The 23666-nt window shown below is 32.8% G+C and carries 14 protein-coding genes and 2 pseudogenes; 1 reads left to right on the forward strand and 15 read right to left on the reverse strand.

Features of this window, described 5'->3' with window-relative positions:
* Positions 1-348 precede the first annotated feature (348 nt).
* The 15 genes and pseudogenes from DY109_RS12560 to DY109_RS04715 form a co-directional block, all read right to left on the reverse strand.
* Positions 349-1521, reverse strand: a pseudogene (locus DY109_RS12560) (contractile injection system protein, VgrG/Pvc8 family); the annotation flags it as partial.
* 173 nt (positions 1522-1694) lie between these two features.
* Entirely contained in the window at positions 1695-3791 is a 2097-nt protein-coding gene (locus DY109_RS04645) for an N-acetylmuramoyl-L-alanine amidase family protein (protein ID WP_115737800.1), read from the reverse strand.
* A complete protein-coding gene (locus DY109_RS04650) occupies positions 3772-4665 on the reverse strand; it encodes a hypothetical protein (RefSeq protein WP_023950138.1) in 894 nt (297 codons plus the stop codon). Before DY109_RS04650 ends, DY109_RS04645 begins: the two co-directional genes overlap by 20 nt.
* Positions 4666-4791: 126 nt before the next feature.
* Positions 4792-5103 carry a hypothetical protein gene (locus DY109_RS11120; protein ID WP_147277927.1) on the reverse strand — a complete coding sequence of 104 codons (312 nt, stop codon included), beginning with the start codon at positions 5101-5103 and terminating at the stop codon, positions 4792-4794.
* A gap of 470 nt (positions 5104-5573) precedes the next feature.
* Complete coding sequence (locus DY109_RS04660; RefSeq protein WP_115737801.1) at positions 5574-7043, reverse strand: bacteriophage T4 gp5 trimerisation domain-containing protein; 1470 nt, start codon at positions 7041-7043, stop codon at positions 5574-5576.
* On the reverse strand, positions 7040-7699 hold the full coding sequence (locus tag DY109_RS04665; RefSeq protein ID WP_115737802.1) for a hypothetical protein: 660 nt from the start codon (positions 7697-7699) through the stop codon (positions 7040-7042). Before DY109_RS04665 ends, DY109_RS04660 begins: the two co-directional genes overlap by 4 nt.
* 5 nt (positions 7700-7704) lie before the next feature.
* On the reverse strand, positions 7705-8250 hold the full coding sequence (locus tag DY109_RS04670; RefSeq protein WP_023950075.1) for a hypothetical protein: 546 nt from the start codon (positions 8248-8250) through the stop codon (positions 7705-7707).
* A 140-nt stretch (positions 8251-8390) separates the two neighbouring features.
* Positions 8391-8873 carry a hypothetical protein gene (locus tag DY109_RS04675; RefSeq protein ID WP_002957589.1) on the reverse strand — a complete coding sequence of 161 codons (483 nt, stop codon included), beginning with the start codon at positions 8871-8873 and terminating at the stop codon, positions 8391-8393.
* A gap of 11 nt (positions 8874-8884) precedes the next feature.
* A complete protein-coding gene (locus DY109_RS11975) occupies positions 8885-11431 on the reverse strand; it encodes a ribonuclease domain-containing protein (protein WP_244916651.1) in 2547 nt (848 codons plus the stop codon).
* A 3-nt stretch (positions 11432-11434) separates the two neighbouring features.
* Positions 11435-12118 carry a hypothetical protein gene (locus DY109_RS04695; protein WP_014667014.1) on the reverse strand — a complete coding sequence of 228 codons (684 nt, stop codon included), beginning with the start codon at positions 12116-12118 and terminating at the stop codon, positions 11435-11437.
* Complete coding sequence (locus DY109_RS04700) at positions 12118-12579, reverse strand: hypothetical protein (protein ID WP_244916645.1); 462 nt, start codon at positions 12577-12579, stop codon at positions 12118-12120. Before DY109_RS04700 ends, DY109_RS04695 begins: the two co-directional genes overlap by 1 nt.
* 159 nt (positions 12580-12738) lie before the next feature.
* Entirely contained in the window at positions 12739-14157 is a 1419-nt protein-coding gene (locus DY109_RS12565) for a bacteriophage T4 gp5 trimerisation domain-containing protein (protein ID WP_425323544.1), read from the reverse strand.
* Between the two features lie 369 nt (positions 14158-14526).
* Positions 14527-15003, reverse strand: a pseudogene (locus tag DY109_RS12570) (contractile injection system protein, VgrG/Pvc8 family); the annotation flags it as partial.
* Between the two features lie 148 nt (positions 15004-15151).
* Positions 15152-15565: a hypothetical protein gene (locus tag DY109_RS04710; RefSeq protein ID WP_002957695.1), complete on the reverse strand. Its 414-nt coding sequence runs from the start codon at positions 15563-15565 to the stop codon at positions 15152-15154.
* Positions 15566-15574: 9 nt separating this feature from the next.
* Positions 15575-16099 (reverse strand): hypothetical protein, encoded by a 525-nt coding sequence (locus DY109_RS04715; RefSeq protein WP_034550003.1) that lies wholly within the window; start codon positions 16097-16099, stop codon positions 15575-15577.
* 295 nt (positions 16100-16394) lie between these two features.
* Here DY109_RS04715 and DY109_RS04720 point away from each other — a divergent pair, with 295 nt between their 5' ends.
* Positions 16395-23360, forward strand: a complete 6966-nt coding sequence (locus DY109_RS04720; protein WP_115737803.1) for a portal protein — start codon at positions 16395-16397, stop codon at positions 23358-23360.
* Positions 23361-23666: the final 306 nt, after the last annotated feature.

A 23666-nucleotide genomic window follows, 5' to 3' on the forward strand; every position in this document is an offset into this window, starting at 1 on the left:
ACTATAAGAGTGAGATTTACCTAAAGAAGAAGGAGAAGAAAGAGATTCTAAAGCATTAGAAGTATTTTGAGTGAGGGGATTAAAGCTTTCATTCCCTTTGTTTATCTGCTCTGTATTCATTAAAGAAGTAACACTTTCTTTTAAATGTTTTGCATTCTCTTTTTTAATGGCATTATCATTAGAATTAAAGTTATTCTCTAATAAAGATTCATTAATAAGTTCTTGCTCCATTCCTATAATTATAAAATCTCTTAAACTCTCTTTGTTTTCTTTTAAACTTGAGGAGAAGTTTAAAGTAATACTTTCATTTAAAGCTAAATCATAGATATTACTCTGTGCATTGAGACTTTGTTCAATCACTCTTAATCTTTTTTCTTTTAAAGTAATGGGAGTTTTTAAATCACTGCTTTGAGTAAAGGAGGATTCATTGCTATAGTGATGCTCATTTATATGTAAAGAGTGTGTGAAATTATTCTGCTCTCCTTCTTGTAATAAGGAATCACTCTTTAGACTTAAACTTTCTAATGAAAAAGGATTGAGAGCATTCTGGCTACTTTGGCTAAAAGTATGAGCTCTTAAAGATTGAAGTTTAGAGACACTAGAGATACAAGGTTCATTTAAAGTGTTATTCACATTAGGATTAAAAGTAAGTTCTCTACTAGAGTGTCTTTGTGCGCTATCATAAAAGCATATACTCCCTCTCACATCACAAAAGTATATGCCATTATTATGGGCTAATCTTGTGATGAAGTCTAAATCACTCTCCTCATATTGAGAAATAAGTTCTAACTTTGGATAGTGTAAAGCAATCCCAGAGAAATCCAAAGGTTTGATTAAATCGTGTGTATAAAAGTTGAGTGTAGAATGTATGGCTTCTATAACACTCTTATTGGTATAGATTCTATTTGCTTTATTTAAAGACATTCTATAAAGAGAAGAGCAAAGAGTAAGCTTAAAGAAATGCTTATGATTTAAAGAGGGGGTAAGATTACCTCTATGAAACACATTTGCACTACTTTGAGTATTTAATCCTAGATACTCTACAAAGCAGAGTATGCCTTGATATTCTTTTATCCTCCCTAAAGAATCTAAAGATTCTTGAGAGTTTTTAGAATCTTTACTTGTTTGATTATGATGAGTGTCTTTGTTTTTATTCTTAGCACTCTTGATAGTATCTTTAAGAGATTCTAAAGTAGAGGGTAGGGCATTGTTTATAAAATCTAAAGTGTGAGAAGTAGAGTGTGATTGAGGATAGGGATTGCTGATTTTAAAGGTTGCTTGCTTGTTAATTAAAGCATTGGGGTGAAAGTTTAAAGTGCTCTCCTTATGTGGGAAAGAGTTAAAAGTGTTCCCTTGGTCTTTCCTTGAAGAGTTGAAAAAGTCTAAAGTAAAAGGATGCTCTTCTAAGCTTTCTATATATCCTTCACACTCAATTCTCCATAAGGATTCTAAACTTTCTTTAATATGGGCTTTAGTGATAGTAAAAGAGAGGGAATCTATACTCAGTTGTAGATAAGACATAGGGGTCCTTTATGTTAAGTGGGAGGGATGGGGGAGTGAATGCAATCAATTTTACTGAATCTAACAATTAAAAATGGCAATACAAAAAAGTAAAATACCAAAAAGAATAATATACTTACACTTCCACGATTGTAGAGAGGGTGGATTTGCCGTGATGTCATAGTAAGCCTTTATTATAAGTCTTTTGCGGTGTAGTTTGCAAGAGCTAAAAAGAGAGTATCGGCGATAATTTGTCTTTTAGCTTGATTATTAAGTTCGTTTTTATCTTTAGTATTGCTTATAAAACCAAGTGTAACAAGAACTGATGGTATATTGGCAAATTTCATTATATACATATTTCCATTATGCTCAAAATTAGCATTATTTTTTCTTGGATTTATTTCTTTTAATCTGGCAATAAATTTTCTCTCTTGCACTGCATATTGTCTGTTATTATAAAAACAACGCATTCCACTTGCTAATCCGCTTTTTTCACTATCAATATGTAAAGACAAAAGAAGTATTTTTTCACTTTGGGAATTATGTTTAATAGCATTAGCAATTTGCACTTTTTGTTTTATATCCATTGTTGAATCGTTGTTTTCTTGCAGCACGATAAGAGCAACAATGCTCTTAACTTTTACTTTTAATTTATCAACAACATCGCTTATTATTTCACTTCTTTTTAGACTGCCTTGTTCATATTGAGGAGCTAATGTGCCACTGCTTCCTATATCCAAAACAACAATAGGCTTTTCTATAAATGCAGTCTTTGCATAAGGTGTTTTTTGTTGAGTATTAAAAAAAGCAAAAAATACAACAACTTTGTTTTCCCAATCTTTTTTAATAGGATATTGAGTTTTTAAGCCATTTCCTAAAGAATTAAGCCCACTCATTTGTCTGTTTTGTAAAGTAATGTTTTTTATGCTCGTATCTATTTGAGTATCTGTTATTTCAAATACCATATAAGCAAATTGTAGATAGGGTTTATATCTACTCTCTTTAAGATTGGTTTCTGGGATAAGTGTAATTGTATTGGTGCTTTTATGGATTTTTAGGCTTAATACTTCACAATCACATTGTAACTTAGCTTGTGGAATATTAAAACTAAAATGAGCCTTTGGAAGTTTTAATTCTTGTGTCTTTTTATGTTTTGTTTGGACATTAGTAATTGATGAATATTGGGCTATGCTTAAATCAAAATTATCCTCACTCAAATTCTCCCTATCCACCACAAAACTTAATCTGTCTATACCTATTTCTTTTCCTACACTCACTTTCTCTACTTGCAATCTCCCTTTATCATCACTCTTACTCTTTGCAACTACTCTTTTAAATCTTTCATTATAGATATAGATTTCTTTTTCTTTAAGTAATTCTGCTTTGCTTGTATCAATACATTTTTCTATATCCAATGTAAGAAGAATAGCGTCTTTTACAGGCTGTATTTTTCTTTCTTGCTTTCCTTGTTCTTTTTCTTCCTCTTGTTTTCTATCAAGGTATTGTGGAAAGCTTAACATTAACAGGATAGTTTTGAAGTAGCTACTATAAATATTGCTAGATTCTTTACAAAGGCTCTCTGCTTCATTAGAATGAGCTAAAGGATTGCCAAATATATCTTTATCAAGCTCCCTTAATTCTACATAATTATTTCTTATAAGATAGTCATTAATGCGATTGATTTTTGATATATAAGTATATTCCAATTGTTTAATTCTTTCATTTTCTACTTTGGCAGATTCTAGGGCTTTATCTTCGTCAGAAAACCACCATTCCTCAGCTTTACCAGCCAACCAAGCTCCAGCAATAGCACCGAGTATTGTGCCACCAACAGGTATCACAGAACCTACTGCACCACCTAAGATTCTACCTGCCATAACGATACCAAGTCTTGAAGTTGTGCGTGTAGCGAGTGTTTTGGCGGTTTTGGCTGTTAATTCATGTGTAGCGATATAACCTACACTTGTTTCAAGTATTACCTCTCCAATAGCTCTCCCATTATCTTTGCCTTCTACTTTTTTAAAGAGATAAGAAAAAATGCCAAAATTTCCCATAAGCTTATATTCATAAATTTTATTTAATTTATTTGAAATTCCTTGATTGTGCATATAATTTTTCATAGACTCAGTTGTGCCAGCTCCTACTATTGCTATAGAATAATTTGTAATATCTCCAGCAATACCCAAATCTCTTCTCTCAATAGGGATTTTCTCAAATTTTTCTTTACAGATACATATATCAAGTGAGATATAGGGTGTGTTATCATTTATCTTACAAGTTTGACTTGACATTTCTTTCCTCTCTAAGTTTATCGATTTTATCTATATCAAATTGTCCGCTTTTGTTTTTGTATAGATTGGTATGGAAGTCTTTGGTTAAAAACATATTTACAAGTATTTTCAACTGTTTATATTCTTCATCGTTTAGGTTGTATAAAAATTCTGTTATATGCGGTTTTAAAATCTCAAAAAGTTTATCAAGATTTTCAATATTCCACTCAACAAGTTCCAGCCAATACTTACTGATATCTGGAAATCTTATAACTTCGATAAGGCTACAAAGCGATAAGGCTGCTAACCAAGAAGGTGAAGTAATCTTTACATAAAAACTTCCCAAAGGAAGCACTATTTTATCACCAATATATCGTTGAATAATAAGATTTTTGTTTGTAAGAAAGATTGATTTTATATTTAATGTTTTATACATTGCTAATGGACTTACCACAAACCACATTACAACCAATACAAGTAAAGCAATTGTGATAGATAAGCTATTATCATCTCTACTTAAATATTTTTGAATCCCTATGATAATGCAATATATTCCACCAAAGAAAACTATGTATCTTACAAGCCACGAATAAAAGAAGCTCAAACTTTTTTTATGTTTCAACTCCCAAATAATCTCATCACCACTAGAATCTAGCTTTATGTTATCTTTGTTTTTAGTGTCGTTTGGTTTTTTAGATTCTAAATAATTAGATTCTAGTATGCTAGAATCTAGCTTTGTAGATTCTATGTTTATAGAAGTTTGTTTTATAGAATCTCGCTTTATAGATTCTGTGGGTTTTATCTCATTGTTAGATTCTAGCATTGTAGGATTTATATGTTTTTGGTTGTTAGATTGTAACTTTATAGTTTCTCTATCATTGCTTATATGTTCCATTTGAGTTTCCTTTTATCTAGTTTATAATTAACTACACTTCCAGTCATTCCTAACTCTCTCCTATAAATTGGAATCTTTTCAAACTCATTACAATTACACTCTAAACCTTTATAGATATTTTTATTTTCAACCATTGTTTTTTTCCTTGCGTAAAATATCAATTTCGCAAAAATTTATATAATTATTTGGCAGCCCATCTTTAGAATTATTTTTGAAGCAATTATAATCATTTTCATTCATTTGTATTAAACTATTCTTAATGTATGGCTTTATGATTTCATATATTTCTTGTATATTTGTATTGCTAAAATCAATAAAAAAATATTTTGGCAAAATTGATTGGATTGTTAATGGTCGTATTGCAATAATGGTATCAAAACTAATCTTAATAATTTCATCTTCTTCACACATATAAAAAGTCCCCAATGGTAAAACCATATCAGACCCTATATATTTTTGAAGTATAAAATTATTTGTAGTGATTTGTATAGTTTTGATATTGATAGACAAGAAGATACCAAACAAATAATAAAGTATTATCAAAATAATGGGCAAAAATATAAAGAAATTCAATTTATCAAAATATGCAAAAATAATATAAACAAGGAAACACGATACGCAGAATCTAAAAAGAATACTCCATAAAAAATTGATACAAAAAAAGATATTTTTTATCCTTTTTAGCTCCCAGAGAGTTTTATCTTTAGCTTCGCTCACACTTTGCTCCTTATTGCTCCACAAGCCACATCTCCTTCTATTCCTAAATCTCTCCTATTAATAGGAATCTTTTCAAACTCATTACAATTACACTCTAAACCTTTATAGATATTTTTATTTTCAACCATTGTTTGTTTGTTCCTCTCTTAGTTTGTCTATTTCTTTGAAACCTCCAAAGAATCTCTTTCCCCTCACTCCGCCCTTACCTCCCCACCTTTAACGACTAATCCTTTAGAATCTATGACTACTTCTACTCCACCAGCTTTAATAGTAACACAATCTCCCTTAGCAGTAATAGAAGTATCTCCTACTTGGTGAATTATAGTGTTACCAGCTTGTATGGCACAATCAGATTTTAATTCCAATGTAGCATTGTCTGCTTGAAGTGAATATTGTTCTTCTATATTATCTTGCATAGATTTTGCATTAGTAGATAAGTTTTCTTTAACATTAGTAGAGTAATTTTCATAAACATTAATAAACATTTCTTTTTCTACATTCTTCGTTAAACTCCCCTCTATATGTGTTTGCACTTCTCCTTTAATCTCTTCGTGTTTATCTCCCTTTATCTCTTCTTTTACACTTCCCCCTATCTCTACCCTTTTATCTTCCCCTACACTCTCACTACTATCCTTAGCTACTCTAAGTTTATTACTTGCTCCTACATTTAAAGTATGACTTAATCCTACAATGGTATCTTTAGATAAAGCCACATTTGTATTATATTCTCCTCCAATACTTACAATCTTTGCTAAATCTATGGTTTGCGTATGAATCTTTTTAATCCTTTCATTATATGCTCCCTCTACTATGGAATCTTTATTATTCTGTATCTTTTGAGTGAAGTTATGTTTAATGAGTTCTTCATAATCTCTTTGTGCTTGAAGATAGATTTGTTCTTTCTCTTTTATATTAGAGAGCGTGATTTCATTTAATCCAGATTCTACTATAGAAGAGTTTGTATCCTCTGTCTCTTTTGTATTATTAAGAGTTCTTGCACTTAAACTTGTTTGATGAGCATTTAAAGGCAAAGGAGGCAAGGCAGGATTACTTTGGTTATACAGACTAGCACTGATATAAGGCTTATCTATATCCTCATCAAAGAAACTTACAATCACTTCATCTCCCACTCTTGGAGTATGATACAAACCTGAACTTATACTTGCAATAGGAGAGCTTACTCTAAGATAAGGAGAGTAATGATAAGAATAGGCTTTCGTTTGTGAATTGTTACTATCCACATCATTGTTTGTTGTATGATTTTCTTGTGAGTGTATATTCTCCTCTGTCTGTGTTGTATTGCTTAAAGTATCATTGGTTGTTTGTGTATGAGTGTTAGTATTTCCATTAATGTTTTGAAGAGTGCCTTGTGAATGGTTATTCTCTATATTTTTTCCTTGAACATTATTTTGTTCTTTCACTCTTGCATTATCTATAACCTCTTGAGAAGCAAAGCAATTTATTCGGACCTTTACTCTACCAAAGTTATCTGTATGAATAGTATTTCTTTCTCCATCTATATCCTCACTCTCTCCAATAACAACTCCTAAAGTGCTACTAGGAGCTTTAGGCTTACTCTTTAAAGAGGGAGTATAGCTAAAGGTAATAGGTAAAAGGGTGAGGGTATTACTATAAGAGTGAGATGTGTTTGAAGCACTCATCTATTAATCTTTCCTATCCACTTTATAATATTTCCTTTTGAATCTATTTCAACACTTAAGTCTTTGTATTTGTTATAAAATCTAGGGGCTAGGATTTCATTAAAGTATTTTGTGCCTTTGGGAGTTTGGGCTACTAGAATATTATATTCACTCCAAAATTCTGGAGTATCCCAAGAAGTTTCTACTATTTCTTTATAGGTATTATCATATTTTCTTAAAAATCTTTCCTCATAAAAGAAGTTATCCCTAAAATATATCCAAGCTTGATATTTATCTTCTTTGTAGTAAGATAAATTTGTGGCGTAGTCTATTCTATCACTATTATCCCACTTGCAAAGAAAGTCAATGTATCCTGCTAAGAATAATTGTCCTATAATGTTAATGTATTCGCTGATGTAAGTCGGTTTTAATGACCTTAAGTCAGTATCTGAAATTTCCCAAAAAATCTCATCACACTCAAACTTGTTTCCATAGTTATAAGAGTCGCAATAGTAGCACAATGCACTCAATTCAAAGAAGTCTAAAATATCTATTTTTGTTAAATTTGGATTGGTTAAAAATATTTCAAATTCACTTCGATATTTTCCTTGCATAAAATCATAATCTGGCAATAGATCTAGATTATCCTTAAATTGTTTGATGGCTTTGTATATCATTAGAGCTATACCCCCTTATCAATGTGTATTTTAATATTAAGCTTTGGATTTCTGTTGTTAATATCTATGGTTTCTCCTCCTGTTTTAGAATCTACCCTATAATTAATATTTGTTCCATCATCTAGCTGTCTTCTATAAATGGGCTTTCCGTGTCTTTTGTCTATTCCAGACTCTAGTTCTTTCTTTGATTTAACAAGCTTTACTCTCTCATTAATATCTCCGTTGGACTTTAAGCCATTAGGCAACTTATCCACCACCTCCAACACCTCTTCTCTCGTCAAACTCCTATTAAAATTTGTTGCTCCTTTATTCACCTTATTAGTTCTATTCTTTGGCTTATATCTACCTCTTGAGATTACAGCTAGTCCCAAATCTAATGCTAAATCTTTTGCAGTATCTAGCCAATCATTTTCTTGTTCTATATCATTGGTATTATTCTCTTCTTGCTCTTCAGGTAAGATAATCTCTATAAACTCATCACTCTCATCTAATGTTTCTATTCTTATAACATTATCAGGGATTGTCGCTTGATAATGCACATCTATTCCCACATCTCTATTTGCTCTCCATATTTTTTATCGTTTCTAGGTTCTATTTTTTTAGCATATTTTGTTAATCTTTTCCAATTATTCGCTACTCTTTCCTCATACCTAGCCCTTACATTCTGTGGCATTTGATTAAGGCTTTGTTGTTATAGGATTAGGTAGATATTGAAAACTTTTAAACGCCCTTGAAAATCAAGCTGCCTCAAGATTCCTCCACAAGAGTTATCATAGTCTCCACTTTCTATAAAATCCTCCAATATCTTTTCCCTTACCTTTTTCCCGCTACTTAAAAAACCCTTACCCACTTCATTCCAATGCTTAAAAACTAAGATAATATTTTTATAGGCTATACCATTTCCATCATCATAAGTAAGCCATTCTAAAACACTCATCCAATCTCTAAAAGCATCGGGATTCCCTACACAATCTTTAGTGTGAAATAAAAAGGCATTTTGCATAATATCCATATAGTCAAATTCATAATCTTTTATATCCTTGCCATTTATCTTGACATAAAAAGTATATTTGTCCTCTATGAGTTCCTTTGGTATCTCACTTTCGCTTTGTATGGTATAGATTCCATATTCCATATCGTATTTAAAGTTTTTTGATTCCTCATCTAAATACATTGTATTCTCCTTTATTTTGGTATCAAATGTATGAAATCATTGTAATGATTGGGTGTATAGTAGATATAGTCATACAACACATTGCCATCTTGACTATGTCCTACTACAATTCGTTCTGCACCTCTACCACTTTGACTACTTGCTATGCTTATATCGTGTTCTTTGTAAAAGATAGGATTGCCCTTAGTGTCTCTCGTAGGTAGTTGTGCTATATCGTTTTTCCATTTTCTACCCGCCTCAAGTTTTTTGTCCGGCACCCCCTTACTTCTTTTCCAATTACTCGCTACTCTTTCCTCATACCTAGCCCTTACATGCTGTGGCATTTGGCTAAGGCTTTGTTTTGGATATTTAGGTTTAGCTACTCTATTGGTAGAACGAGTGATATATTTTGTTATTTTATACTCATATTGTTGAATTGTGATTTTGTTTTGCGTATTTCTTAGTTTTAGAGTTCTTGTTGTGAGTTTCTTACTAGCCCAACGGATAGCAACTTTTGCACCTTCTGCACCGGCTTTAATTACCACACCAGCAGTCCAACCACCCACAGGGATAAAAGCAGCACCTAATGATACAGCATCTATGGTATCCCATAGCTTTTCATTCTCATACCAAGCTTTTTCCTCTTGCTTGGTATGGACTACTTGGATGATATAGCTATATTCTCTTTTTTCCACATCTATTCCCACATCTCTATTTGCTCTCCATAAATAAGCAAAGAATCTTATTTGCTTATTCTCCCATTCTTCTTTGAAAGGAATATTGACTATTTCCCCTTTAATATTTTCTAATTCTTTAAATCTCTTAGAATAAACCAGAGGTTGTGTCTTATTGACTTGCTTTAATGTTTGCTCTATCTCTTCATCTCTATCAAATACAATGTATCCCCATTTAGTTTTATGTTTATATCTTTGTATAGATTCTTTAAGAAGACTTTGTTCATCACCTTGTATATTTTTCTTGTGAGAATCTTTAAGAACATAATGGGCTTGAAGTGTGATAGATTCTATAAGATGATGTTCTAAAGGTGAATTAAAAGAATTGTGATTGTATTCTTGTGGTATATACTCTATGGCATTAACTTTAATATTGGGCTTTATATTGTCATTGAGAGTGATAGCTTTAGGAATGTTTTTCTCAAAGCTTAATCTTTGCTCTAAAAGTTCTCCTACTTGTTTATCCTTTGGTTGGATAGTTTTAGAAGGAGAGATTTTGATATGAAAGTCTTTTTGTTCTTCATCTAAACCATACCTATTTAATACAAAATACAAATCTGAATTAGTCATCTTAGAGCTGACATAAGCATTATGAAATTCTATAAAGCCATTTTCATCACTTTTAGCCCTATCTACAAAAGAATAAAAGTTTGGAGAATACACATAAATCTCTCTATTACTTAAAGCTTCTTTTTTATGATTAAAGCATTGGGCTTTGATGTGTATAGGGAGAGCATCTTTTGGAGTAGAGAGAGAAAGAGAAGAGTTTGTGGAATCTTTAGTGGAATAAGAGTGGGTAGGATAAGCAAGATAGTTTGGAAAAGTATGGAGAAGTGTATCTATATCAAGGGCATTAGAGTTTTTGTTTAAGAGAAGTTCTATAAGGGATTGGTAGTCTTTGGAGGATAAAGTAGGATTTGGCACTAATTCATATTCTAAAGGATTAGAATCAAACATAGAAAAGAAAGATTGGAGTTTGGGTTTTAGATTATCAATAAGAGGTTGTATGAGATGTTCGGCAATTGAATCAGTTACCCATTTGCCTACTTGAGTATTAAGAAATAATCCAATGCCTACTGCGGCAAGGGCAGAGATAGCAACAGCGGGCAAGACAGGTAAAGCTGCTATACTTAGCCCCATTGATGAAGCCATTAAGGATAAACCTATCTTTGTTGCAATATATGTCCCAGCTATTTCTGCTCCAAGAGTTACCCCAGCTTTTAATAAATCCTTACCATTATTGCCATAATTATAAGTTAAACTTACTGAAGCACCCTCTGTTTGAAATAATACACTAGCCAAGATTCTGCCTTTAGTTCCAAGTCCTTTAGTTGATTCTTTGAGTGATTTATCTACCCCATATTTCTCTGCTAATGTTGCCATTGAAGCAAACACTCCACTTAATCCACTCATTAGAGTATCTGCTATGTTACCTTGATATTCTAGCAAATTTGTATTAGATTCTATGACTAAAGTTGAAGTATTATCCTTATTGATAATTTCTTTAGCTGTAATGTTAGAATCTTCATAGGTAAAGGGTTGGTTTGTATTATTTTGGTGTGCAGATTCTGTGTTGGTCGTAGATTCTATATTGTTTTGTTTGTTTAATGTTGTGGCATTTTTTAAAAACTCTTCACAATCAATATTGCACATTATAACTTCTGCAAAAGGAATACGATTATATGTATCTTTAGAATCATAAAGTTTAAGATTATTATTTGGATTATAGGGAGCATTGGGGTTAGAATCTATCATGCCAGCCTTAACATCAAATCCTTTATTACTAGAGTTAGGTAAGCCTATTTTAATACCTGCTGTGTTGGATTCATTGCTATCGTGATTCATTGGTTATTCCTCAACAAAACAAATAAAAAGCGTGTTAAAGCTTATAAATTGAGTATCAATACCTTTAGATTCTAATGCTATTTTACTCTTTGTCCTTATAAAATCCCATATTTCATAAATTTTCCTATCATTCTTTAAGTAAAAATTTAGAAAATGTAAGCGATAAATATTTTTTCGCCTATACCAACCTTTTGCGTTAAATGGAGCAATAAACATTTCGTTGTGATTATATAAAACAAAAACTTGATATTCCCCTATGCTTACTTCTACTTCTCCAAATTTAAAAAATTTTTTTTGGATTCCAAATAGCTTTCTGCGCTCAAAACCTATACCGCTGTTTGTAACATAAAAGCGCACCATTCCAAATAAAATATTATAAATCTGATAAATAGTAAATCCAAAAAATATACTCCATAAAATTTTAACTAGCAATGTTGTAAAAATATCTGTAAATACCCCTATACACAAAAGAATTACACATAATGCAAGAATTATTATATGAGTAAATGTATTGAAAAAATAATATTTGGATTTTACCTCATACACAATCTCATCGCCCTTAGAATCTAACTTTATATTCTCTTGGTTTTTAGTGTCGTTGATTTCTTTAGATTCTGTGTTTGTAATAGATTCTCTTTTAGAAGCTAACTTCTTAGATTCTATATTGCTTTTTAGATTTTTGCTCATTAAACTATCTCCACTTTTAATAAATCCTTACCATTATTGCCATAATTATAAGTTAAACTTACTGAAGCACCCTCTGCTTGAAATATCCAATAAGCAATTCGTCCTTTCACTCCAAACTTTCTAACATTATTTTTGATATGTGAATCTAATTTCTCTGCTAATGTTGCCATTGCCCCAAACACTCCACTTATTCCACTCATTAGTGTATCAGTGGTATTACCTTGATATTCTAGCAAATTTGTATTAGATTCTATGACCAAAGTTGAAGTATTATCCTTATTGATAATCTCTTTAGCTGTAATGTTAGAATCTTCATAGGTAAAGGGTTGGATACTATTGCTTTGTGAAGTAGTAATGCTTATTGGAGATTTTGTATTTTCTTGAGTAGTAATATTAAAATCATCTTGCTTTATTGGTATTGAAGTATTTTGTAAAAACTCTTGACAATCAATATTACACATTATAACTTCTGCGAAAGGAATACGATTATATGTATCTTTAGAATCATAAAGTTTAATATTATTATTTGGAGCAAATAGAGTCCTATAATCTACCCCTCCCTTCTTATATGGCAATCCTTGCAGAAGCAATGGGTCAAAGTTGCTCTTAGCATCTTCCCCTCACTCCGCCTTCACCTCCCCACCTTTAACTATAAGTCCTTTAGAATCTATGACTACTTCTACTCCACCAGCTTTAATAATAACACAATCTCCCTTAGCAGTAATAGAAGTGTCTCCTACTTGGTGAATTATAGTGTTACCAGCATTAACACTATAATTGGTTTGAATCTCTGAATTTGAAGAATCAGCCTCAAGACTTAAATTTTCATTTGTTGTTAAACTCATTGCTTTAGAAGATTTTAATATCGTTTTTTCATTGCTTACGAGAGTATAGTTTTGTGTGGTATTTATATCCATATCTCCCTCTACATTTTGCATCAAAGATTTTTCTATATGTGTTTGCACTTCTCCTTTAATCTCTTCGTGTTTATCTCCCTTTATCTCTTCTTTTACACTTCCCCCTATCTCCACCTCCTTATCCTCTCCTACATACTCACTACTATCCTTAGCTACTCTAAGTTTATTACTTGCTCCTACATTTAAAGTATGACTTAATCCTACAATGGTATCTTTAGATAAAGCCACATTTGTATTATATTCTCCTCCAATACTTACAATCTTTGCTAAATCTATGGTTTGCGTATGAATCTTTTTAATCCTTTCATTATATGCTCCCTCTACTATGGAATCTTTATTATTCTGTATCTTTTGAGTGAAGTTATGTTTAATGAGTTCTTCATAATCTCTTTGTGCTTGAAGATAGATTTGTTCTTTCTCTTTTATATTAGAGAGCGTGATTTCATTTAATCCAGATTCTACTATAGAAGAGTTTGTATCCTCTGTCTCTTTTGTATTATTAAGAGTTCTTGCACTTAAACTTGTTTGATGAGCATTTAAAGGCAAAGGAGGCAAGGCAGGATTACTTTGGTTATACAGACTAGCACTGATATAAGGCTTATCTATATCCTCATCAAAGAAACTTACAATCACTTCATCTCCCACTCTTGGAGTATGATACAAACCTGAACTTATACTTGCAATAGGAGAGCTTACTCTAAGATAAGGAGAGTAATGATAAGAGTAGGCTTTCATTTGTGAATTGTTACTATCCACATCATTGTTTGTTGTATGATTTTCTTGTGAGTGTATATTCTCCTCTGTCTGTGTTGTATTGCTTAAAGTATCATTGGTTGTTTGTGTATGAGTGTTAGTATTTCCATTAATGTTTTGAAGAGTGCCTTGTGAATGGTTATTCTCTATATTTTTTCCTTGAACATTATTTTGTTCTTTCACTCTTGCATTATCTATAACCTCTTGAGAAGCAAAGCAATTTATTCGGACCTTTACTCTACCAAAGTTATCTGTATGAATAGTATTTCTTTCTCCATCTATATCCTCACTCTCTCCAATAACAACTCCTAAAGTGCTACTAGGAGCTTTAGGCTTACTCTTTAAAGAGGGAGTATAGCTAAAGGTAATAGGTAAAAGGGTGAGGGTATTACTATAAGAGTGAGATTTACCTAAAGAAGAAGGAGAAGAAAGAGATTCTAAAGCATTAGAAGTATTTTGAGTGAGGGGATTAAAGCTTTCATTCCCTTTGTTTATCTGCTCTGTATTCATTAAAGAAGTAACACTTTCTTTTAAATGTTTTGCATTCTCTTTTTTAATGGCATTATCATTAGAATTAAAGTTATTCTCTAATAAAGATTCATTAATAAGTTCTTGCTCCATTCCTATAATTATAAAATCTCTTAAACTCTCTTTGTTTTCTTTTAAACTTGAGGAGAAGTTTAAAGTAATACTTTCATTTAAAGCTAAATCATAGATATTACTCTGTGCATTGAGACTTTGTTCAATCACTCTTAATCTTTTTTCTTTTAAAGTAATGGGAGTTTTTAAATCACTGCTTTGAGTAAAGGAGGATTCATTGCTATAGTGATGCTCATTTATATGTAAAGAGTGTGTGAAATTATTCTGCTCTCCTTCTTGTAATAAGGAATCACTCTTTAGACTTAAACTTTCTAATGAAAAAGGATTGAGAGCATTCTGGCTACTTTGGCTAAAAGTATGAGCTCTTAAAGATTGAAGTTTAGAGACACTAGAGATACAAGGTTCATTTAAAGTGTTATTCACATTAGGATTAAAAGTAAGTTCTCTACTAGAGTGTCTTTGTGCGCTATCATAAAAGCATATACTCCCTCTCACATCACAAAAGTATATGCCATTATTATGGGCTAATCTTGTGATGAAGTCTAAATCACTCTCCTCATATTGAGAAATAAGTTCTAACTTTGGATAGTGTAAAGCAATCCCAGAGAAATCCAAAGGTTTGATTAAATCGTGTGTATAAAAGTTGAGTGTAGAATGTATGGCTTCTATAACTTTGCTCCATATTCTTTTATAGAATCTCTAAATTTTTTTTCATAATTTGCTATGGCTTTGGAATCTACTTTTTAACAGGCAATTTTACTTATCAATAAGGCTCAATCCTTTTTTCAATAGCAAGTTTATTCAGCTCATCAATGATAATTTTGATATAGCCTTCAAGTTTATTAAGATTTTCTTCAGTTTCTTTAAATGGAATAATATAATGATAAGCAGGAAAGTCATTAAAAAACCAAGTGCAACGCATATCATTAATGCTAAAATGCCAAATCATAGTTTCTATACAATCTATATAATCTATTAAAACAATATTATAGCCAAATGCCAACCATATATCCTTGCAATATTCAAAGGCATCTTCATAGCCAAAATTCCATAACTCAAACTCCCAACGCATTTTGCCTGTCTCATCTTCGTTATATTCTTTGTCATACCAAATCAAGTGATGAGGGTCTATTGTTTCTCGTGCTTCTCGTGGTGTGGGAACATCATTAAATTCCATATTGTCTCCTTATTTTCTAAGATATTTATCATTCACTTTTCGATTCGTTTTATTGAAGCTATTAATGATATTTTCGTAAATCTTATTACCCTTATAACCTCTCTTTTTTTGTTGTTTTACATAGTATTTAAAAGGTTTTATTTTTGTGCGTGGATTATACTTTAATATCCAAGCCATAATTCTGTCTTCCATAAGTTCTCTTGTCTGCTGTTTAGTAATATTTCTTAATTCACATATTTTTTCGGCTCGTTGTATTAAATCCCTTATCTCTTGGTATGGATTTCCTAGTCTTTTTAATTTTTTATTATACCACTCTCTTGCTTCTTGGCGAGAAAGCGTCTGTATTGGTATTCCATCAATTTTTTCTAACTTATCTCTCCCAATATTTGCAATCTTATTAATTGCATTATAGGTAAAATAGTACACATTTTTTATTCTTGTTCCCACTAAAAGAGCAAACATTTCGCCACTTACATCAACAAGCCCCTCCTCTTTGTATTCAATAGGTGCATAGATATGTAGCGTATTGCCCACCTTATGATTGGGATTCTCTATATAGGCATAAATCCTTATTGTTTGATTGAGCCATTCTTGTTTTAGATTTAATATTATTTCTTCTCCTTTAAGTTCATAGTCATCTTTGTTTTTAAGTATCTGAAATGCTACATTATCTTTTACAGGTTGGGATTCATTTGGATTGCCTATGATAATACCCCACTTCGTCTCTTTCTTTTGCTCTTTATAAGCTTGTTTTTGTTTATTGCTTTGTTTATCTTTGTTTGGAATCGTATCTTGGTTATAGTAAGCTTTGAGATAAATTTGTAAATGATTGATTGCTTGTAGTGCTTCTTGTTCTGCAGATAAATTGCTTTATCAAAAAGTCATAAGCTTTATACAGCATTACTTCACCAAAGCACAAGTTTTTGCTATCACAGACAAAAAGCGCGGTGATAGGTATTTTGAGATAAATACAAACGCAGAAAATGCTATAAAGGTCGGAAAATTTGATTTAGTGTATAGCACACAGCTCAAAACGCAAGGGCGCACTTCAATCCAGCAAAATGTAATCGATAATATCAAATCAAATCTCCGACCCGAGCTTTTACTCAATCAAGAGGGCGGGTTTAATGGATTGCCTTTGATTCTTAGTGATGGGCAAGTGCTTGTAGGCAATCACAGAGCCAAAGCCCTAAGTGAAATCCTAAGCGAGCCAAACAACAGCCTCAAAAGCCAATTAGAGCAAAAATTTGGTGTAAAACTCAAAGATGATGAGATGATTGTGCGAAGACTTGATGATAATCAAGACCTCGACCGCGCAAAAGCCCTTGCCTATCAAAGCAATGTCGGCAGAGAAAGCTCAATCGGCGAGAAAAGCTTAGCTCTTGTAGCAAAGTATAAAGATGATTTTGTGAAATTGCCAGAGTTTATCGATGCGAAAAGCCCAGAAGAAGCCAAAAACATCATCGCCAAAACACTAAGCCCAGAAAACGCAGGGCTCAATCGTGATGAAACAGCCCTAGCACTGCTGACACACCTAAGCAAATCAAACAGCCACTCAAACATCATCGAAGCACTCGATAGCATAAAAGGTAGCGCACAGGACAAAAGCATATTAGTGAATATGTTTGTAGATAATGTCGGAGGATTTTATAATATCGCAAAAGACCCTACACTCAAAAATATCAATCTCAACAACTATCTTTTAGGTGCAATTATCTCTACAAGTAAAAAATCACTTAGCAGGGCTGATGATTATAACGACATAATCGCAAGAATCAAAAACTTTGATGATCTCACAAAAGAAGGCAAAGATACTTCAATGGCACTAAATCCTAGCTTTTTTGATGATCTCAAATCCCAAATCTTAGGCGCAGGGCTTTCAAAATTCCTGCGTCAAGAAAATCCAAGCACCGCGCTTTTTGACTTCCTCAAAAATGCCAAATCTGATCTGCAAGAAATGCTCTCTCCAAGCCTTTTTGATAGCAATGGCAAATCTTTAAGCGATGCGGATATGGAGGATTTTTTAGCTCTACTTATCTCTCAAGGACAAAAAAGCAAAGAGCAAAGCGAGCTTATATCACTACTTCCAAAGCTAAAAGAGCTTGAGGATAATTACAAGTCAAAGCCAAAGCAAAGTATAGCAGCTAATCCACAAAGCAGTGTATCCAAAGTAGAATCTAGCTTAGATATTTCGGCTAAGGCTCAATATCACAAGGGAGTGGAATCTAGTGATATTATTTTTGACTTTACAAAAGGTAAAGAACACACGGTTACAAAAGAAGTGCAACAGCAATGGTTAGAAACTTTTAATCTAAAAAACCTTGATGAAGCTTATATCCCTAACTTTACTCCTGAAGTAAAACAAGCTTTAGATTCTGTATTAAATGGCAAGGATATTGAGCTTAGATTTGGTAGTCTTGTTAAGCTTATAAATAAAGATAGGCTAGATATTATACCAAAGATTAAGGAAGTCTTAGAAACACCTAATAAAGTATTAGATGATGGCAGGGGAATTTTGTTTATAAAAGAATTTGTAGATTCTGATAAAAATCGTTACTTTATGAGTGTAGCTAAAAATTATGATGGTGAATGGATATTTAGTAGTCATGTAAGGCGAGAATTATCTAATATCGAAAATAAGATAAAGCAATCAAAAGTTTTATATGATAAAGGATTTAAGGGCGAGGAAGTTGCTGGCGTGTCTGATATGTTAGAATCGGGCGGAACTACTACTAAGCCCTCTGACTTGCAGATTGAATACCCCGCTAACCATAGTAGTGGCATAAATCCTAAACCTAATCCTACCACAAAAGCAGAAATAAGCAAAGAGCTAGAATCTAAAAGCACTATACCACAAACAACACAAGAAATAATCAAACAAGCAAAGGCAAGTGGCAAAAGTGTAAAAGAGACAAAAGAGTTAATACAAAAGAATAAGGAGCTACAAGAACATAAAGAATCTACCCCGCAAAAAGTAGAATCTAGCTTAGATATTTCGGCTAAGGCTCAATATCACAAGGGAGTGGATTCTAGCGATATTATTTTTGACTTTACAAAAGGTAAAGAACACACGGTTACAAAAGAAGTGCAACAGCAATGGTTAGAAACTTTTAATCTAAAAAACCTTGATGAAGCTTATATCCCTAACTTTACTCCTGAAGTAAAACAAGCTTTAGATTCTATCTTGCAAGGCGAAGATATTAAGCTATATGCTGGAAGCTTAGTAAAGCTTATAAAAGAGAATAGATTAAAATATTTAGATAGGATTAAACCCACACTAGAACAGCCACAAAGAATTATTCTACAAAACGATGGGGCATTGATTTTTGCTAGAAATTTTGGAGAAGAAAAATACTTCACAAGTGTAGCAAGAAATGATAATGGTGAATGGATTATTAGAAGTAACGCACCAAAAGCAGAAAATGGACTAAACAATAAAATATCAGCAGGGGGAAAAGAGATTTATAACAGCCAAGCGGCTAATCAGATTAACGCTCATAACCCTTACGATGATATAGCTAAGTCTAATATCAAACTTGACAACAACATTATACCACAAACAACACAAGAAATAATCAAACAAGCAAAGGCAAGTGGCAAAAGTGTAAAAGAGACAAAAGAGTTAATAGACAAAAATAAGGAGCTACAAGAACATATAGAATCTACCCCGCAAAAAGTAGATAATTCTACCTCTCAAAGCTTAGCCCAAACCAAACTAAGCCCAAGCGCGCAAGCCAAAAAAGCCTTGCGAGCCAAACAAGCCAAGCAAATCTATGAGTTTTTTACCGCCAAAGGCACAAACAAAGACAAAATAACAACTTTAGAAAATTTTAGCGACTTTATGTTTGAGCTTAATAAAAAACTAGATAGGAAATGGCAGTTTCTAGAGCAGCAAAGCCCTAATGACTTAGCTAAATACAAGCAAATCTTAACTGAAGGCATAGAGCAAGCAGAGCAAGTAGGACGCATAAGCCCAAAACAGAAGCAAAGGGCTTTGCAGGATTTGGATTTACTCATAGATAATTTTAGCTACATAAAAGACACTCATATATATAGCTTTCACCCAAGCAAAGTCAGCGAAACCTTACACAAAATACAATACAAAGCTTATGATTTAGAAGATTTAAGCGATGATGAGTTTATGAAAATACTGCTTGATAAAAAGTTGCCTAAAACCTTAGACGAAGACTTTGAGAGGGAATTTAGCAAGAGAAAGGATAGAATATATCCTTTTTTGAAGCCAATGCTAGCAAAAGATAACTACCTTGAATACATAAGCGAACAAAACTTAAAAGACTTCTTTTATAAGGGGGTTTTGAGAGATGAAGCTATACCTGAAATGATAGCCAAAGAAAAAGGTGTCAAAATCCAAGACTTAAGTATCGCAAAAATCCAAGACTTTAAAATAAATAGCCCAAGACAAAGCATAGAACAAGCCCTTGAAATAAAGCCTTTGAGTGAATTTGGCACAAATTACGCGGAGTTTTACAGGGACGGACAAGGTGCTGTGAAAAAACTACTTGCAGAAAAGCAAGGACAAGTCGCAGGAGCGTTTTATAGAGATGATTTAGCAAAATCCACAGGCACAGGGGAGATTGATTTGGTATGGGGAAATAAAGGCTTTGGACTAGAGCATATCATCGCTAAGCACGAGGGCGATTTTAAGGATATAGCAAAAGAGCTAGATGAGATTATACAAAATGGGGAAGTGGTAAAAACACATAACGGCTACAATATCACTCTAGGCGATTATAAAGTAGGCTTAAATATAGGGTGGAATGAAAATGGTGTAAAAATCGGCGAGAATAAATGGGTAGTTACTGCATTTGATAACTCTAAATTACAGAGTGAGAAGCAAGGTAGCAACTCTGCTTCTTTAACAAAAGGCGAGACTCTGCCTTTAAACTCTAGCGACACTATACCACAAAATGCTAACACTATAAATATCTTAAAAGATATGCAAGATAAGGATATAAATGTAAAGTTAGATAATAAAGAATTACTAGAGATTTATGAAAAGTCCAGCCGAGAGGCTTATGATTTTTTAGCACGGAAACTATATTTAGATAGTGTGAAGCAGTATAGAAGCGATGGTTATGCGTTATTTGAAAATTTAAGCTTAGGAGCAGATGCAAAAGGGAGTTTTGAAGCAATTTTAAGGAAAAATATAAGGCAAATACAGTTACAAAACTTTCAAAAACCGCAAAATGTAAAATATGAAATACAAACCGAGCAAGGATTTAAATATTACCTTGATGAGAATAATGATGTTGTAATTAATCACAAAAATGAGCTTGTAGATTTTAAAGGCGGAGTGATAAGAACTAAGCCTGATAAGGACGGCGATATTTTAGAGTTAAATGGGATATTAAGGCTCATAAGTCCTAGAAATGCGGATAATATGTATTTAGCTAAAAGGGACTTGACAAATAATGAATTTTACGATTTTCACGCAAATTTAAGACTTGCAAATTATTATCAAAACGGCTTATTTATAAGTGATGAAAAGCTTTATGAAGTCTTTAAAAATATGCCTCGCAACGCAGATAAACAGGGCTTAGACGATGTTATGGGTATATTAAGAGGTTTAACTAATAGCAAAAATGTAAATATGGCTTACGCACAAGAATTTATCGATAAACATTATGGGCTAGAGGAGGATTATAGAACCCTTGCTAGAGATATATTTAAGAGAGTAGATAAAGAATACAAGAAAAATGGTAATCCTTTTGGCATACTCTTTAACGATCAAAAGGCGATTAAAGACTTAAGGGATATGTATGGCGATGAAATGGCAAGGGACTTTTTTAAAGGTAAAGATGCAGTAGATTTTCTACTTTACACACAAGCAGGACATATAGAAAATGCGTTTTATAAAGAGGGCTTAGGGGAGATTGATTTGGTATGGGGAGAAGTAACAGGCAAAGGCAAAGAAGCTAAAGGCTGGGGACTTGCTAAGATTATAGAAAAGCATTTAAACGCAGGGGATTTTGAAGCATTCGGTAAGGGCGAAGCTGGGCTTATAAATGCTATGAGTGAGATTATAGACAAGGGTAAGGTTATTACTCAAAATGGTGTAGATAGTATTATATTGCGTAAAAATGGAGAAGAATATAGAATTGGTATCTCTAAAGGTTGGGATAATGTTGGCGAAAATAAGTGGATTATCACAAGCTATAAAAATAATAAATACAAGGAAAGTGCCGAGACTTCCTACCACGACACTTTTACTTCTAAAGAACCTTTAGAAAACCTTGCTACCAACATTATACCACAACAAACCATAGAATCTACAATGCAAAAGTTTCATTATGATGAGAAAAAAGCGAAAGACTTATTAGAATGGCATAAAGACAGCAGTCCGATCACTAAAAATGAGGACGGCACGCCGAAAGTTTTTTATCACGGAAGCGGAAATGAATTTGAAATTTTTGATATGTCAAAAAGCAACAACGGCTGGGGTTTTTGGTTTGCTAACAACTATGGAATGGCAAGTGAGTATGATAATTTAGGTAAAGGCAAAATTTATGAAGTGTTTATAAATACCAAAAAACCTTTTAATTTGTTAGATGAAAGCGTAAGTAAGAACGATATAAAAAGGATAATTGGCGATGATTTAATGAATGAAATTTACGATAGACAAGGCTATTTGAAAAATTATGATACTTGGGAAAAAGAGGATATTGTAGAATTAAGAGCAATGTTAATGCCTGATGGACTTGATAACTATATGTATGCGTTAAATGTTAAAGAATTGAAATGGGGCAAAAAAATTAGGCAAAAATTACAAGCCGCAGGATATGATAGCATAATCGGTAGCAAAGATGATCCACGAAAATATATTGTAGTCTTTGATAATAAGCAAATCAAAAGCATTGACAACAAAGACAGTTGGACGGATAGTGCTGGTAAAATCACAAAAGAAAAGCCAAGCGATGAGAGTGCAAGGCATAGCTACTTTAACGCACAAAGTCCTAACATTTTACAATCTAACCCTCACTTAGGAGCGGGTTTAGTAGGCGGAACGCTAAATGGGCTTGAAACGGACGAGGACGGAAACATAACAGGCTTTGACCCTGTAAAATTTGCAATGGGCTTTTTAGGGGGAGCAATGAGTAGTAAAAGCATAGAAAGACTAGCCAAGAATCCTAAAGCAAGGGCGGTAATGGAGAGAATATATTTAAAAAAAGATATAATGCCAAAAATGCAACAAGGCAAAAAAGTGGATACACAAGAAGTTATAAAAATACTAGAGACTAGCCCACAAAAAGGGCGTGATATGGTAGTCATAGGCAAGGAAAATTTCACGCCTGAAGTGGTAGAATATATCTTAAGTGCAAAAGGTGGAAGCAAAAAAGTAGCAGTTGATATACTGCCACAAGAACAAGCTCAAAAATTAGGCTTTAAATACCCACAAAATGTCCGTAGAACCATAGATAAGGCAGAGATGATACACGCATTAAATAGGCACGGAGAAAATGGTGAAATATCTAAAGCAAGAAAACAACCACCACTCACAAAAGAACATTTATCAAAATGGACACAATACGCAGATGAAGCGGATATGCAAGTATTTAGCAAAGATGATTTGGGGCAAGATGTAATCGTAAGCGGAAAACAAATCAATGGACACTATGTTATCGTGGAATCTATCCGCAGGAAGCAAAATGAATTAGGATTTAAAAGTATGTATTTTGAAAGGGGAAGTTTAAAAGATAATCCAGCCTTTGATTTAGCAGTATCCAAAGATACCCCTAGCACTCAAGGTTATAAGCCTGAACTAGAGCAAGGCTAATACAAAGGCTATGCTTTATTCTAGCCTAGCAAAACTTAAGACAAGGTTATAATGAATTTTATGTCGTGATAGAACAGATAAGAAAGGGGCAAAATGAACTAGGCTACAAAAATATGTATTTTGAAAAGGGAATGCTTAATGATGAAACGCTCACAAGAATTTTCAAAAAGTAGTCAGCCTCCCAGCTTCCTCCTAAGTTATGAGCTTAGTGCTATGTTTGGCTGATGAGATTTGATTATAGCAGAACTTTTTTAAAGAAACCTTATAGCTATCTCTCCTTTATGCAATTAGCACAACAAAAAGCCG

Source organism: Helicobacter fennelliae (genome assembly GCF_900451005.1).
In the GTDB taxonomy this organism is placed as follows: domain Bacteria; phylum Campylobacterota; class Campylobacteria; order Campylobacterales; family Helicobacteraceae; genus Helicobacter_B; species Helicobacter_B fennelliae.

Bases quoted from the DNA above. Each gene is read 5' to 3' on its own strand.
- DY109_RS04665 (WP_115737802.1), bottom strand. From the start codon at position 7,699: ATGATATACAAAGCCATCAAACAATTTAAGGATAATCTAGATCTATTG.
- DY109_RS04645 (WP_115737800.1), bottom strand. From the start codon at position 3,791: ATGTCAAGTCAAACTTGTAAGATAAATGATAACACACCCTATATCTCA.
- DY109_RS11120 (WP_147277927.1), bottom strand. From the start codon at position 5,103: ATGGTTTTACCATTGGGGACTTTTTATATGTGTGAAGAAGATGAAATT.
- DY109_RS04650 (WP_023950138.1), bottom strand. From the start codon at position 4,665: ATGGAACATATAAGCAATGATAGAGAAACTATAAAGTTACAATCTAAC.
- DY109_RS04695 (WP_014667014.1), bottom strand. From the start codon at position 12,118: ATGAGCAAAAATCTAAAAAGCAATATAGAATCTAAGAAGTTAGCTTCT.
- DY109_RS04710 (WP_002957695.1), bottom strand. From the start codon at position 15,565: ATGGAATTTAATGATGTTCCCACACCACGAGAAGCACGAGAAACAATA.
- DY109_RS04700 (WP_244916645.1), bottom strand. From the start codon at position 12,579: ATGTGTAATATTGATTGTCAAGAGTTTTTACAAAATACTTCAATACCA.
- DY109_RS11975 (WP_244916651.1), bottom strand. From the start codon at position 11,431: ATGAATCACGATAGCAATGAATCCAACACAGCAGGTATTAAAATAGGC.
- DY109_RS04675 (WP_002957589.1), bottom strand. From the start codon at position 8,873: ATGTATTTAGATGAGGAATCAAAAAACTTTAAATACGATATGGAATAT.
- DY109_RS04660 (WP_115737801.1), bottom strand. From the start codon at position 7,043: ATGAGTGCTTCAAACACATCTCACTCTTATAGTAATACCCTCACCCTT.